This window comes from Burkholderia pyrrocinia (genome assembly GCF_022809715.1).
Taxonomy (GTDB): domain Bacteria; phylum Pseudomonadota; class Gammaproteobacteria; order Burkholderiales; family Burkholderiaceae; genus Burkholderia; species Burkholderia pyrrocinia_C.
Map to the genome: position 1 here is coordinate 2,781,655 of NZ_CP094460.1, position 13,661 is coordinate 2,795,315.

The 13,661-nt window shown below is 68.6% G+C and carries 14 protein-coding genes; 3 read left to right on the forward strand and 11 right to left on the reverse strand.

The features are described from left to right. Positions 1–29: 29 nt before the first annotated feature. The 3 genes from MRS60_RS29365 to MRS60_RS29375 all read right to left on the reverse strand — a co-directional run bounded on the left by MRS60_RS29365 (position 30) and on the right by MRS60_RS29375 (position 2,233). The gene (locus MRS60_RS29365; RefSeq protein WP_243566127.1) at positions 30–551 is read right to left on the reverse strand and encodes a nuclear transport factor 2 family protein; all 522 of its coding nucleotides are present in this window, start codon (positions 549–551) and stop codon (positions 30–32) included. 8 nt (positions 552–559) lie between these two features. Further along, complete coding sequence (locus MRS60_RS29370) at positions 560–937, reverse strand: hypothetical protein (RefSeq protein ID WP_011660268.1); 378 nt, start codon at positions 935–937, stop codon at positions 560–562. A 102-nt stretch (positions 938–1,039) separates the two neighbouring features. Beyond that, on the reverse strand, positions 1,040–2,233 hold the full coding sequence (locus MRS60_RS29375; protein ID WP_243566128.1) for an acyl-CoA dehydrogenase family protein: 1,194 nt from the start codon (positions 2,231–2,233) through the stop codon (positions 1,040–1,042). Between the two features lie 172 nt (positions 2,234–2,405). Between MRS60_RS29375 and MRS60_RS29380 the strand changes: the two genes are divergently transcribed. Then, a complete protein-coding gene (locus tag MRS60_RS29380; protein ID WP_243566129.1) occupies positions 2,406–3,959 on the forward strand; it encodes a sensor histidine kinase in 1,554 nt (517 codons plus the stop codon). Between the two features lie 89 nt (positions 3,960–4,048). On the opposite strand, the gene MRS60_RS29385 is transcribed toward MRS60_RS29380, so the two are convergent. The 3 genes from MRS60_RS29385 to MRS60_RS29395 form a co-directional block, all read right to left on the reverse strand. Beyond that, positions 4,049–4,435: a tautomerase family protein gene (locus MRS60_RS29385; RefSeq protein ID WP_131946915.1), complete on the reverse strand. Its 387-nt coding sequence runs from the start codon at positions 4,433–4,435 to the stop codon at positions 4,049–4,051. A 65-nt stretch (positions 4,436–4,500) separates the two neighbouring features. Then, positions 4,501–5,004: an aromatic-ring-hydroxylating dioxygenase subunit beta gene (locus MRS60_RS29390; RefSeq protein ID WP_131946914.1), complete on the reverse strand. Its 504-nt coding sequence runs from the start codon at positions 5,002–5,004 to the stop codon at positions 4,501–4,503. Then, positions 5,001–6,284 carry an aromatic ring-hydroxylating oxygenase subunit alpha gene (locus MRS60_RS29395; RefSeq protein WP_131946913.1) on the reverse strand — a complete coding sequence of 428 codons (1,284 nt, stop codon included), beginning with the start codon at positions 6,282–6,284 and terminating at the stop codon, positions 5,001–5,003. The genes MRS60_RS29390 and MRS60_RS29395 overlap by 4 nt, the downstream gene beginning before the upstream one ends. A gap of 139 nt (positions 6,285–6,423) precedes the next feature. Between MRS60_RS29395 and MRS60_RS29400 the strand changes: the two genes are divergently transcribed. Then, positions 6,424–7,344 carry a LysR family transcriptional regulator gene (locus MRS60_RS29400; protein WP_243566130.1) on the forward strand — a complete coding sequence of 307 codons (921 nt, stop codon included), beginning with the start codon at positions 6,424–6,426 and terminating at the stop codon, positions 7,342–7,344. A 33-nt stretch (positions 7,345–7,377) separates the two neighbouring features. Here the strand turns inward: MRS60_RS29400 and MRS60_RS29405 are convergent, their stop codons facing one another. The 3 genes from MRS60_RS29405 to MRS60_RS29415 form a co-directional block, all read right to left on the reverse strand. After that, positions 7,378–8,370, reverse strand: a complete 993-nt coding sequence (locus MRS60_RS29405; protein WP_243566131.1) for a PDR/VanB family oxidoreductase — start codon at positions 8,368–8,370, stop codon at positions 7,378–7,380. Between the two features lie 94 nt (positions 8,371–8,464). Next, a complete protein-coding gene (locus MRS60_RS29410; protein ID WP_243566132.1) occupies positions 8,465–8,641 on the reverse strand; it encodes a hypothetical protein in 177 nt (58 codons plus the stop codon). Positions 8,642–8,644: 3 nt separating this feature from the next. Next, on the reverse strand, positions 8,645–10,042 hold the full coding sequence (locus MRS60_RS29415) for a spinster family MFS transporter (protein WP_131946910.1): 1,398 nt from the start codon (positions 10,040–10,042) through the stop codon (positions 8,645–8,647). Between the two features lie 410 nt (positions 10,043–10,452). On the opposite strand from MRS60_RS29415, the gene MRS60_RS29420 reads away from it, so the two are divergent. Beyond that, positions 10,453–11,571, forward strand: coding sequence for a porin (locus MRS60_RS29420; protein WP_243566133.1), 1,119 nt, complete (start codon positions 10,453–10,455; stop codon positions 11,569–11,571). 41 nt (positions 11,572–11,612) lie between these two features. Here MRS60_RS29420 and MRS60_RS29425 read toward each other — a convergent pair whose 3' ends face one another. Both MRS60_RS29425 and MRS60_RS29430 read right to left on the reverse strand, forming a co-directional pair. Next, the gene (locus MRS60_RS29425; RefSeq protein ID WP_243566134.1) at positions 11,613–12,599 is read right to left on the reverse strand and encodes a LysR family transcriptional regulator; all 987 of its coding nucleotides are present in this window, start codon (positions 12,597–12,599) and stop codon (positions 11,613–11,615) included. A gap of 46 nt (positions 12,600–12,645) precedes the next feature. Then, positions 12,646–13,620, reverse strand: coding sequence for an AraC family transcriptional regulator (locus MRS60_RS29430; RefSeq protein WP_243566135.1), 975 nt, complete (start codon positions 13,618–13,620; stop codon positions 12,646–12,648). Positions 13,621–13,661 lie beyond the last annotated feature (41 nt).

The following is a 13,661-nucleotide window of genomic DNA, read 5'->3' on the forward strand; positions in this document are numbered from 1 at the left end:
TCGGTGTCGTGAAGCAGCAGTAGGAGGCATCAGGACCGTGGCGCGGCGGCGAGCGGCCATGGGCCGTCGAGCACGCGCTCGGTGCGGAAATGACGGATCAGCCAGGCGGAACCGTCGGCGGCCGGCGCGAAATCGACGGTCAGCCGCGCGGCGATCAACTCGGCCGTGCCGTCCGCGTAGCGCGACGCCTGCAGCATGATCCAGCGGCCGCGCGCGCTCACGTTGCCTGCGCCGACCTCGATCGCTTCCGACGTCAGGAAATGCAGGTTCGCCGAGAAGTGCGGATCGGGCGGCAGATAGTGGCGCAGCATCGCGACGATCGCGGCCGTGCCTTCGAGGCGGCCGAACTTGCGCGCGTACTGCGGACCGATGCCTTCCCACACGGCGTCGGCCGTGAACAGGTCGGCGAGTGGCGGGCCGTCGCCGGCATCCTCGGGCACGTCGCACAGCGCCATGTAGCGCGTGATCGTCGCGCGCACCGCGTGCTCGGCGTCGAGCGCCGCGACACGTTGAACGAGCGTTTCGATCAGGCCGGGTGACAGGTCGGTCATCGCGTGCCTCACGACGCGGGCCGCGCGGCCGGCGGCACGGTCAGCGCACGGCCGACCCGCGCCTCGATCTTGCCGTAGCGCCACAGGTTGTATTCGCCGACGGGCGTCGTGCGATACAGGTTGCACACGGCGACCGTCGTATCGAAATCGGCGACGTCGGCCATGATGTAGAACGTCCACGGCGCGCCGTCGGCCTGGCCGACCACGAGGCGATCGTCGTCCATCACGCCGAGCACGCGCACGCCCGGCATCGCTTCGACGGCGGCGAGCATCGCGCCGTACGCCTGCCACACTTCGCCGATCTTCTCGCGCGGCAGGTCGAAGAAGTTTTGCGACACGCCGCAGCAGAACAGCACGCGCAGCGGCAGCGGATTCGAATCGGACATGTCAGGTTCTCCAGAGGAATCGGTCGAGTGTATGAGCTAGCCGGCGGCGGCGCTTCGGCATCGGCTTCATGCACGTTCAAAAAAAGCTTCGGTCGATGCGGGTTACAGATAGCCGGGAAACGGCGTGACGCCGGTAAACACCGCGCCGGCGCCGTCGAAGTTGCCTTCGGCGAGAAACGCGTGCTGCGTGACGACCATCGCGTCGCGCAGCAGCCGCTGCAACGGATGCGACCGGTAGATCGCGGCCGTGCCGCCGAGCCGGTATGCGCGTTCGACGACGCTTGCACCTTCGCGCGCGATCTGCGTGGCCGCGAGCCGCAGCAGGCTGACCTGGTCGGGCGTCACCGGGTTGCCCGCGAGGATCGATTGCCAGACCGTGTCGGTCGCGTCGTAGAAGAACGCGCGCGTCGAGCGCAGTTGCGCCTCTGCTTTCGCAAGCTCGATGCGGAAATACGCGCGATCGGCGAGGCGCGGCGCGCCGGTCGTCGTCTGGCGTCCACCCGACATCCGGTTCACGACGTCGAGCGCCGCGCGCGCAAGGCCGAGGTTGACGACGGCCAGCACCTGCGCCGCGTACGCGACGGTCGGATAGCGGTACAGCGGCTCGTCGACGGTCGGCTCGCCGCCGCGCACGAAGGTCCACGCTTCGGGCACGAAACGGTCGTCGATGCGCAGGTCGTGGCTGCCGGTGCCCTGCATGCCGACCACGCTCCAGTTTTCGACGATCTCGACGTCGGCGGCGCGGAATACGGCCGTGCGCGGCTTGTTCGGCGCGGCATCCTGCGCGCCCGGCACGACGATGCCGACGCCGAGCCAGTCGGCGCCCTTGCAGCCGCTCGCGAATTTCCACGTGCCGTTCACGCGCCAGCCGCCCGGCGCGGGCTGCGCCGGCTGCACCGGGAACAGGCCGCCCGCGAACACCTGGTCGGCGCCGCTCGCGTACAGCTCGGCCTGGGTCTCGAGCGGCAGCGCGGCGAGATACACGTTCGCGGAGCCGAAGCTCGCGACCCACGCGGCAGAACCGTCGGCGGTCGCGATCCGTTCGATCATGTCGAGGAACTCGGTCGGCGCGAGCGCATCGCCGCCGAAGCGGCGCGGCGTGCCCGCGCGATAGATGCCGGCCTGCTTGAACAGCGCGACCACGTCGCGCGGCACGTGCGACAGGCGATCGAATTCTTCGCGTCGCGCGGCGACGGTCTCGATCACGGCGTCGAGCGGCGACAGCCGCCCGGCCGGGTCGCCCGCCACGGGTGGCGAGGTCGGCGCAGGTTCGATGGCGAGGGCGGCTTGGGGCATGGCTGTCTCCTGGGCGGATGGGGTTCGATTGCGGGGCGGCATGCGTGCTGTGCGGCGTTTCAACGCGCGGCACGACGATGCAGCCAGTCTAGAAACGCCGAAAACACGCAGCAATTGGTGCGTTGGGCCGTGCGACTGGTGAGGTTCCGTGCCGGACTAAAGAAATCTTCAGATGCGATCGGCGCGCGCCGGTGCTATGTTGGGTTTCCGGCCGCGCGATGCCGCGCGCCTTCATTCGAATCCGATCATGAGTTTTCCCGACGAAGACGATTTCCACCGGCTGCTCGATGCGCTCACCACCTGCGTGCTGCTGCACGACGCGCAGACCAAGGCGATCGTGTGGGCCAATCGCGCCGCGTGCATCGCGCTCGGCTTTTCCGTCGAGGAACTGCTGCCGCTGAAGGCGCCGGACATGACGCGCCCGGAACCGAAGTACCGGCGCGAGATCGGCATAGGTGCGATGGATCGCGCGATGGTCGACGGCCCGCAGGTGTACGAGTGGTGCTACCGGTCGCGCACGGGCGTCGACATGCTGTCGGAGGCGATCGCCACCTACGTGCCGCTGCGCGGGCGCGATGTCGTGATGGTGCAGTTCCGCGACATCAGCGCGGAAGAAGCGATTCGCCAGCAGTTGCGCCGCTACGAGGCGCGGCTGCGCGAGTTCATGCAGGATCTCGACGAAGGCGTCGCGGTCGTGTCGCCGCACGGCGGCGCGCAGTTCATCAGCGAATCGGGGCGCCGCGTGCTCGGGCTCGCGCCCGACGAAGCGCTCGGCGAGGTGCTCGACTACTGCACCGAGGCCGATCGCGACCGGCTCGTCGCGCAGTTGCGCGATGCGCCGTCGACGTGTCCGTCGGAGCCGCAGCGCTACCGGATCGTGCGGCGCGACGGCTCGACGTGCTGGCTGCGCATCACGTGCCGGCAGGTCGAGATCGAAGGCGACCTCGTCGGTCTGCTCGTGCAATTCCGCGACGTCAGCGACGAGGTCGCGATCGAGGACGCGCGGCGCGCTGAAGCGCGGATGCTCGAATACGCGGGCCGCTACAACGCGATGGGCGAGATGGCGACGGTGATCGCGCACGAGCTGAGCCAGCCGCTCGCTGCCGTGCGCAACTTCATCGAGGGCGCGGTGCGGCGGCTGAACGGCGGCGGCGCCATCGACGATGCGATCTGGGGGCTGCGCAGCGCGGATCGGCAGGCCGAGCATGCGGCGCTGATCATCAAGAGTGTGCGCGAATTCATCGTGAAGCGCGAGACGGTCGTCGCGGTTGCGGACCTGCGCGACATCCTCGCCGATGTCGCGTATTTCATCGAGCTGCGCGCGAAGGAGGCCGGCGTGACCGTCGCGATCGTGCAGGCCGATACGCCGTTGCCGATTCGCTGCGAGCGCGTGTTGATCGGGCAGGTAATTCTCAATCTCGCGTTCAACGCGATCGAAGCGTTCGCCGGCTGCGAGCGCGTGCCGCGCACGCTGACGCTCGGCACCGCTAACGTGGACGGGTATGCCGAGCTGCGTGCGATCGACAACGGCCCGGGTATCGCGGAAGGCGCGCATGACCGGCTGTTCGACGGCTTCTCGTCGTCGAAGGCGGGCGGTAACGGGATCGGACTGTCGCTGTGCAAGAGCATCGTCACGCGCCACGGCGGCAGGATCGGCGCGAGCCCGGCCGATGGCGGCGGGCTCGATTGCCGCGTGACGCTGCCGCTCGCCGGTGAGCACGCGTAGCGGCTGCGACGCGTTACGGCAGGGCGGTGATGCGCGACGTGGCGAGGCCCGGCGTAGCGACACAGGACGTACCAACACCCGACCCATCGTCAGCGTCCCAGCGCCCGCGCGGTTTGCCCGCCGATGCCGAAGTCGGTGTTCGGAATGTCCTTGATGATCACGCGCGTCGCCTGCAGCGGCGCGTCGAGCACGTTCGCGCCGGCATCGGACAACGCGGCGATCAGCGCGCGTTTTTGTTCATCGGTGCGCCCGGCGATCAGGATCGCGACGATCACGGGCAGCGACGGCGGTGCGCCGTCCGCGGCGCTGCGGCCGCCGAGGCCGATGTGCGTCGCGGGCAATTCGGTGAGCAGCACGCGCACGGATTCGATCGGCGCGCCGATCGCGTCGACGGTCGCGCGGGTGAGCCGCGCGATCAGTTCGGCCTTGCGGGCGTCGTCATGGCCGGCCGGCAGGAAAACTTCGAGTGTGGGCATGGTCGTCCGGAAAGGTGAAGGTTGCCGGTTCACCGTTGCACTTGCAGCGGCGAACCGGCCACGGCTTACAGCAGGAAGCCGATCGCGCTGAGCGCTTCGGTCGAGTCGATCAGGCGCACGACCTTCTCGGCGATCCGCATTTCGCCTTCGGCATCGACGTGCAGCCGGTGCGTGACGTCGGCCGCGAACAGCGTCGCGACGCCGCGCTTGTACGCGACGACGACCTGCGCGGATTTCAGCGCGACGCTATCGGCGCCGCCGCTTTCCAGCGTGAAGCGCGACACGGTGCGCACCGTGCGCGCGGCGTCGGTCGCCGACGCCGAGTAACCGGAAACCATCCGCTGCACGCGCTTCTCGCGCATGTCCTGATCGTCGAACACGTAGTTCAGCGTGGCCGCGAAGTCGGTCGCGTCGGGATCGATCGGCACCACGTAGTGGCCGGCCGGATCCCACAGGTCGAGCCACGCGCGATAGTCGCGGCGATCGAGCATCTCGGCTTCGCGCCACACGAATTCGACCGCGCGGGCGAAGGTCTGCTGCGAGAAAAGGGCGTTGCGGTCGTCCATCATTGCTGCTCCATCATCGTGCGCCATTGCCGGTAGGCCTCGCGCATGCCGGTCTCGTCGGTCGCATGCGCGGTCTTTTCGCCGTTCGCGGCGGTCGTCTCGCGGTTCAGCCCGCGGTTCACGAGGATCGGCACGTCGGGGCCCGCATGCGCGCCGCGTTGCACGCGCTCCCACGCTTCCGCGTCGTCGGGGCTGCCGAAGCCGAACGGGCCCTGGAAGTGCTCGTGGATGCGCAGCCGCTCGCGGTTCGCTTCGTCGGGGCCGCCGTCCATCGCGAGCGCGACGTGGCGAATCTCGGTTTCGTTCGCGGAGATCGGCCGCAGCACGCGGAAGAACGCCATCGACAGCGCGAGGTTCGGGAACAGGTTCAGGTTGAAGCCGACGCCCATCAGCGAACGCACGATGCGGCGCACTTCGTCCGGCGCGTGGCGCTCGGCGAGCTTCGCCGCGAGCGGCGCGAAGCGCTCGGGCAGCGGCGCGCCGTCGTCCTCGTCGAGATCGATCAGCTCGGGCATCAGCACCGCGAGGCTGTGGCCATTGCCGAGCCCGCGGCAGAACGCGTCCTCGCTCGTCATGAAGCTCGTGATCGCGGCGGCCGTCTCGTCGTCGATCGACTTCATCCACGACTTGTGCACGACCGGGAAGTGATAGAGGTCGGTCGTGTTCTCGAGCTGGATCTTCCAGTTGCCCTTGAATTTGAACTTGTGCTCGCCGTTCGCCTTGATCGGGTAGCCGGCGCCCTGCTTCATGAACAGGTCGATCCACGGCTTCGCGCCGCCGAGGAAATCCTCGAGCGGTTCGATCGCGTCGTTGAAGCTCGCGAAGATCAGCCCCTGGTACACGCCGACGCGCAGCTTCACGAGCGGCAGGTCGCCTTTCTCGCACACGCCTTCGTAGCCGTCGCCGTACGGCAGCGCGCGCAGCGTGCCGTCGAGCGCGTACGACCAGCTGTGATACGGGCACGTGAAGCCCTTCGCGTTGCCCTTGTGCGATTCGCACACGGTCGCGCCGCGATGGCGGCAGCGGTTCTGCAGCACGTTGATCTCGCCGGTCCTGTCGCGCACGACGATCACCGGCTGGCGGCCGATCGTCGTCGTGATGAAGTCGCCGGGCTGCGGCAGCTCGCTCTCGTGCGCGACCCAGATCCAGGTGCGGTAGAAGATGCGGTCGAGCTCGGCTTCGAACAGCGCGGGATCGTGATACATCGCGGGCGCGATGCGGTCGGGCTGCGCGAGGCCGTGCAACGCGCGGGTGTCGATCGTCTGGTAGGGAATGTCGCTCATCGTTGTCGTGGGGGAAGAGTCGCGAAATCGGGCCGCGCGGGGCGCGGTATCGAGAGATCAGTCTCGTCTTTCGCTACATATCCGTCAAATTGATCTAAAATTGGCGAGTCAATAAATACGGCAAATGATGGAGGCTACGATGACGTCGGTCGATCATCTCGATCTGAACCTGTTGCGCGTGTTCCAGGCGATCGTCGAGGAACGCAGCCTGACGAAGGCCGGCGAGCGGCTCGCGCTGTCGCAGCCGGCCGTCAGCTATTCGCTCGGCCGGCTGCGCACGTTGTTCGACGATCCGCTGTTCGTGCGCACGCGCTCCGGCATGCAGCCGACGCCCGTCGCGCTCGAGCTCGCGGGCATCGTCGGCAAGGCGCTCGACATGGTGCGCGTGGCGCTCCGCTACGCGGAGCGCTTCGATCCGGCCAGCAGCACGCGCACGTTCCGGCTGTCGCTGTCGGACGCGGGCGAGATGGCGTACCTGCCGGCGATCTGCCAGGCGCTGCGCGAGCGCGCGCCGCGCGCGACGCTGAGCGTGCAGCCGATGCCGGTGGAGGAGATCGAGGAAGCGCTGCGCGCGAGCCGGCTGGATTTCGCGATCGGCAACCTGCCGGAACTGATGCCGCGCACGCGCCACCAGGTGCTGTTCGAGGAAACCTACGTGTGCATGACGGGCCGCCGGCGCGGGTTGCCGGCCGGCGCCGCGCTGAGTCTCGACCAGTTCGTGCGCGCCGCGCACGTCAACGTGAAATCGGTCGAGCACAGCCACCACGCGCTCGACGACGCATTGCGCGCGCAGGGCGTGGGCCGCAACATCGCGCTCGAAGTGCCGCACTTCGTTGCGCTGCCGAGCGTGCTGTCGGTCACGGATCTCTATGCGACGCTGCCGAAGCGGCTCGCGCAGATCCTGAACCGCGACAACGCGTTCCGGCTTTACGAGCTGCCCGTGACGCTGCCGCCCGCGCCGGTGACGATGCACTGGCACGAGCACTTCCACGACGACGAGGGCAACGCGTGGATGCGCGCGCTGCTGGCCGAGATCGTCGAGCGTTTCGACGACGCGTGACGGCCGGGCCGCGCGCGGTAGCTGCCGCGTGCGTCAGAGATCGAGGACGAGCACCGCCGAGCGCGCGCGCGACACGCAGCAGCAGATCACCGTGTTGCTCGCGCGTTCGGCCTTGCTGAGGCAGTGGTCGCGATGATCGGGCTCGCCGTCGACGACGGGCACCATGCAGGTGCCGCACACGCCTTCGCCGCATGACGTGTCGACCTCGATGCCGATCCGCGCGAGCGCGTCGACGATCGACGTGTCCGGCGTGACGCGCACCGATTGCCCGCTGCGTTGAAGGCGCACTTCGAAGCCGTCGGCCGGGCCGGTGCTCGCGTTGGCATCTGCATTCGCATCGGCGGGTGTGGCGGCTGCCGCGAAGCGTTCGAGATGAATCGAATCCTCGGGAATGTGCGTCGCAGCCGCTGCGACGACCGCATCCATGAACGGCCCCGGGCCGCACGTGTACACATGCGCATGCGCATCGATCGATTCGACGCAGCGGCGGAGTTCGGTCGTGAGCGCGTCGGGCTCGACGCCGTAGTGGAACGTCACGTGCGACGCGAACGGCTCGGCCGACAGTTCGTCGACGAATGCCGCGTGCTCGCGGCTGCGCGCGAAGTAATGCAGCCGGTAGCGCGAGCCGCGCTTGTGCAGCGCATACGCCATCGACAGCAGCGGCGTGATGCCGATGCCGGCCGCGATCAGCACGTGTTCGCTCGCGTCGTCCGTCAGACGAAACAGGTTGCGCGGCGTGCCGATCGACAGCTCGGCGCCGACCGTCACGTCGTCGTGCAGCGAACGCGAGCCGCCGCGCGACTGCGCTTCCTTCTTTACCGCGAACAGGTAGCTGCCGCGCTCGTCGGGGTTGCCGCACAGCGAGTATTGCCGCGTGAAGCCGGACGGCGCGGTGACGTCGATATGGGCGCCCGGTTCGTACGCGTCGAACGGCTGGCCGTCGACGCGCGAAACCCGGAAACAGCGGATGTCCTGCGCCGCGTCGATCAGCGCGTCGATCCGGACCTGGTGGCGGTTCGCTTGCATGAAAAATTCCGTGGGGTAAGAGGAAGGCGGCGCGGCAGATACCGCGCCGTCATGCAATCGAGAATAGGGATGGGCATCGCATAAATCAAATCGATTAAAAAGTGATGCCGGAATCAGTGGGGTAAATAATTGCTGGTTGCTGGTTGCTGGTTGCTGGTTGCTGGTTGCTGGTTGCTGGTTGCTGGTTGCCGATTGCCAGCCGCCAGCCGCCGATTTCCGATTTCCGGTTGTGATCAGCGATCAGCGGTCGGAGATCAGCGTCGGCGATCAACGATCAGCGCGCAGCGATCGCTTCACCAGCATCGGCCGCCTGCGGCGCCTCCACCGATGCATGACCGCGTTCGCGATCGAGGCTGCGGCGATAGTGCCGGCACCCGGCGGCGAGCAGCAGCGCCGCGAGCGTGGCCGCCGCGACGTTGACGATCGACATCGAATGGCCGACCGCCGCCGGTGCGCCGAACACGCGATCGGTAAACAGCGCGACGACGGTCGTGCCGATCCCGAGCGCGATCAGGTTCGACACGAGCAGGAACAGAGCGGAAATCTGCGCGCGCATCTGGTTCGGCGCGAGCGTCTGCATCGCGGCGGTCGACGTCGGCATCGGGAACGACGCAAAGAACATCGCGACGACGAGCATCGCGAGCGACGACGGCAGGTGGTCGAGCTGCGTGAACAGCGTCGCGGGGATCACCATGCACGCGGCGCCGATCGCGCCGGCGCGCATCGGCGCATCGCTGCGGCCGCGACGCAGCAGCCAGTCGTTGAGCCAGCCGCCGCAGAACACGCCGGCCGTGTTCGCGACCAGCAGCACGATGCCGAGCGTGTAGCCGGCTTCGACGGCCGTCATCCCGAAGCGGCGGATATAGAACGCGGGCGTCCAGCTCAGCAGGCAGTACAGCGTCATCGCGTAGAACGAGAAGCCGAGGTAGTGGCACGCGAAGGTCGCACGGTGCGTGCCGACGAAGCGCAGCGAATCGCGCATCGACACGCGCCGCACGGCGCCCGAGCGATCCTGCGCGAGCCCCTTGCGCTGCGGGTCGCGCACGGTCGCGGCGAACAGCAGCGCGACGAGCAGCCCCGGCAGCCCGACGATCAGGAACGTGACCTGCCACGCATGCACCTGCCCGACGACCGGCAGCGTGAACGCGCTCGCATGCTTGAGCAGCGCGATCACGTAGCCGCCGATCAGGAACGCGACGCCGCCGCCGATGAACGAGCCGAGCGAATACACGGCGATCGCGCGCCCGAGCTTCTCCTTCGGGAAGTAGTCGGCGAGCATCGAATACGCGCCGGGCGACAGCGCGGCCTCGCCGACGCCGACGCCCATCCGCGCGATGAACATCTGCACGAAATGCTGGCTGAGCCCGCACGCGGCGGTCGCGACGCTCCATAGCGCGATGCCGATCGAGATGATCCGCGGGCGCGCGTAGCGGTCGGCGAGATACGCGACGGGCAGCCCCATCACCGCATAGAACAGCGAGAACGCGAAGCCGTTCAGCAGGCTGAACTGCGTATCGGAAAGGTGCAGGTCGCGCTTGATCGGTTCGATCATCAGCACGAGGACCTGACGGTCGACGAACGAAAAGACGTACGCGAGCATGCAGATGACGACGACATACCATTCGTACGTATAGCGCTTGCCGTCGGCAGCGCGGGTCGTGAATGCGGACATGCGGATTCTCCAGGAGCGGGCGGTGGAAAAGCGCGGCAGCGGCCTTGCGGGCCGGGCGCCGTCGCGGCGCGAAAGCGTGCGGGTGACACGATCGGAGACGCAGCGTAGTCGGCCAAATTCGGCCGCCATAGCCGGAGTGACAGCCGCGTCACACGGGCATCTACCGACCCGGATAAAGAAAACACCAGGGCCGTGCGCGCGGGCCGCCGCGCAACGCATGTGCGGCGGGGCACGCGCGCATCATGCGGCGCATCTATAAACGATATAGATCGCATTGCGTCGACGTCCGAAATTGTCGTTCCTAGACTCGGCCCGTTTTTCATTGGCAGCGTTGGTCGCTCGCGGCGAACGCGCTTCACACCACACGGCGCGATGTCGACAGGCGCCGGCACTTCTACGGGACGACGAACATGAACCATCCGAACGGGCGGGCCGACCGGCTTGCCGTACCACTTGCGGCGCTGCTCGCCTGCATCGCGCTGCCTGCGTTCGCGCAATCGAGCGTGACGCTCTACGGCCGCATCGACACCGCGATCGAATACGCGAACACCGGGCCGAACCACGTGACGCGCATGGGCAGCGGCAACCTGTTCGCGACGCAGTGGGGGCTGAAGGGCGTCGAGGATCTCGGCGGCGGCTACGCGACGATCTTCAAGCTCGAGGACGGCTTCAACGCGGCGAGCGGCGCGCTGTCGAACAGCAGCGCGCTGTTCGGCCGCGAGGCGTGGGTCGGCATCACGGGACCGTTCGGCGGCGTGCAGTTCGGCGAGCTCTACACGATCGTGCACACGACGCTCGTTACCTACAGCCTGCCCGGCCTCGGTGCGGGGCTTGCATGGGGCAACGCGACGAACAACTTCGTCGGGCCCGCGTTCCTGCGCGTGCGCAACTCGATGCGCTATACGTCGCCGCGCTATGCGGGCTTCATGCTGCGCGCGATGGCCGCGCGCGGCACCAACGGCGCGGCCGGCCAGCCGGCGACGCTGGGCGATACCTACGGCGCGGGCCTCAACTACGCGCGCGGCGGGCTGTCGGTGGATGTCGACTACATGCAGCAGAAGTTCAGCCCGGTTGCCGCGTCCAAGCTCGGCGACACGAGCCCGGCCGCGAACGGCAACTACACGGTCGGTGCGATTTCGTACGACTTCAACGTTGTGAAGGTCGCCGCGCTGTATATGCGCCATCGCGGCGGGCCCGACGTCGCGACCGCGATCGACAGCCAGAGCGCGTATCCGCACAGCGACATCATGGAACTGAGCGCGACGGTGCCGATCGGGCGCGCGTCGCTGCTGCTGAGCGTCGGCCACTACCGGAAGGTCGCGGACAGCGAAGGCAACGCCGATTCGTATGGCATCCGCTTCGACTATCCGCTGTCGAAGCGCACGGTGCTGTACACGGGCGCCGCGATGGTGCGTAACGGTGCGCATGCGCGCTTCGTCGTCAACGGCGCGGCGGGCGGCGGCGTCGCGGTCGCCAAGCCGGGCGCGACCGCCAGCTCGATCGTCGCGGGCATCCTCACGTCGTTCTGATCGTCGCGGCCACGCCGGCCGGCCCGCGCCGGCGTGTGTCGTCATGCGCAGGCCGGCGGCTGCGGCGCGAGCCATGCGTCGAACGGCGCCTGCCGGCCGATCTTGAACAGTTCGAGCAGCAACGCGCGCAGCCAGCGATGGCCGGGGTCCGCGTCGAAACGCCGATGCCAGTACGCGTTGACGGGCCATTCGCAGGCGCCGGCGATTTCGTACAGCACGCACGGCTGCCGCGCCGCGAACGTGATCGCGATCGTCTCGGGCAGGATCAGCGCGTAATCGCCGTCCTGCAGCAGCGCGGGCACCACCATGAAATCGGGCAGCGCCGCGCGCACGCGCGGCATCAGCCCGTGCCGTTCGAGCAATTGCATCGACTGCGGATGCGACGTGACCGCGACGAAGCGCAGCGCGTCGGGCGCCGCGCCGTCGAGCACGAAATCGTCGGGTAAAGCGACGCGCTGCGCGGTGCGGCGCGGCATCAGCAGCACGCAGCGCTCGTGCAGCAGCGCGGTGCGCTGGAAGTGGCTCGACGCGTCGGCGAAATGCCCGAGCGCGAAATCGATGCGCCCCGATTCGAGCGCGACGTTCAACTGGCATTCGTCGACGTGCAGCGTCTCGATCACGGCGCCCGGCGCGCGCCGGTCGAATTCGGCGAGCAGCGTCGGCAGGAACGCGCTCGCCGCGAAATCGCTCATGTGCAGGCGGAACACGCGCTGCGTGCTGTCGGGCGTGAAGCGCGAGCCTTCGTCGAGCACGTCCTGCAGGATCGCGAGCGCCTTGTCGACCGATAGCGCGAGCCGCTGAGCGCGCGGCGTCGGCTCGACGCCGGTGCCGGTGCGCACGAACAGCGCGTCGCGGAACATCAACCGCAGCCGGCCGAGCGCGTAGCTGACGGACGGCTGCGTGACGCCGAGCCGCAGCGCCGCGCGGCCGACGTGCCGCTCCTCGTAGACCGCGCGAAACGTCTTCAGCAGGTTGAGATCGAGATCCTGCACGCGCAGGCCGTCGGGTGCGTCGCTGTCGTGCGGCACGGGGTCGGCGCGAGCCGGGCCGCGGGGCGGCCGGTTGCGGGATGCATCATCGTGGTTTCCTCGCGGTCACGGAAGGCGCGTGGCCGTAACGTCGCGCATACGCCTTCGCGAAATGGCCGAAGCCATGGATGCCGTGCGCAATCAGCACGTCGGTCACGCTGCGCGCGTCGCCGCGTTGCAGCGCCGCGTGCACGGCGGCGAGCCGGCGCTCGCGCACGTACGCGGCCGGCGTGGTGTGCAGGAACGCGCGGAACGCGTGCTGCAGCGTGCGCGGCGCGACGCCGGCGATGGCTGCCAGCGCGGCGAGCGCGAGCGGTTCGCCGAGATGCGCGTCGACGTGGTCGCAGGCGCGGCGCACATGCGCGGGCAGCGGCGGCGTGCCGCGGGCGAGCGTGTCGCTGTACGAGTGCGGCAGGTGCGTGAGCAGCAGCGACATCAGCCACGCGGTGAGATCGGCGCCGAAGGTTGTCGCGGCCGTGCCGATGCCCGGTTGCGCACCGAGCCGGCACAGGTATTCGAACGTCGGCAGCACGAGCGCGGCGCCCGTGCCGGTGCTGTCGGCCGCGAGTTCGAACTGCAGCGGGCGCGTGAGCGTCGCCTGCAGCATGTCCTGCAGCTTGCGTTCGAGCGCGCCGCGTTCGAGCCGCAGCACGAGGTTGCGGCAATCGGGGCTCGTGCTCAGGCGGCTCGCGAGCGCGGGCGACGACACGGTCAGCTCGCCTGGGCCGGCGCGCACGACGACGCTGCCGGCCTGCAGCTCGCAAGCACCGGCGAGCGTCAGCCTGAACAGGAAGTGATCGGCGTCGCCGCCGAAGTCGATGCGCGTTTCGCGGCCGTAGCAGAGTTCGAGCAGCGCGCCGTGATGCAGCGGCACTTCGTACAGCTCCGCGCGAAACGGATCGCGGCCGCGCGCGGCCATCCGGTGCGGCCCGAGCCGGTGCGCAACCGCGCGTTCGACTTCGTCGGGCGCCTGCAGCGTGTCGAGCCGGTTCGGCGCATGTCGGGAAAGGGCAATGTCCATTCATGGACCTCGTGTCTGCTGCGTTGGCGCGGATTCATGCG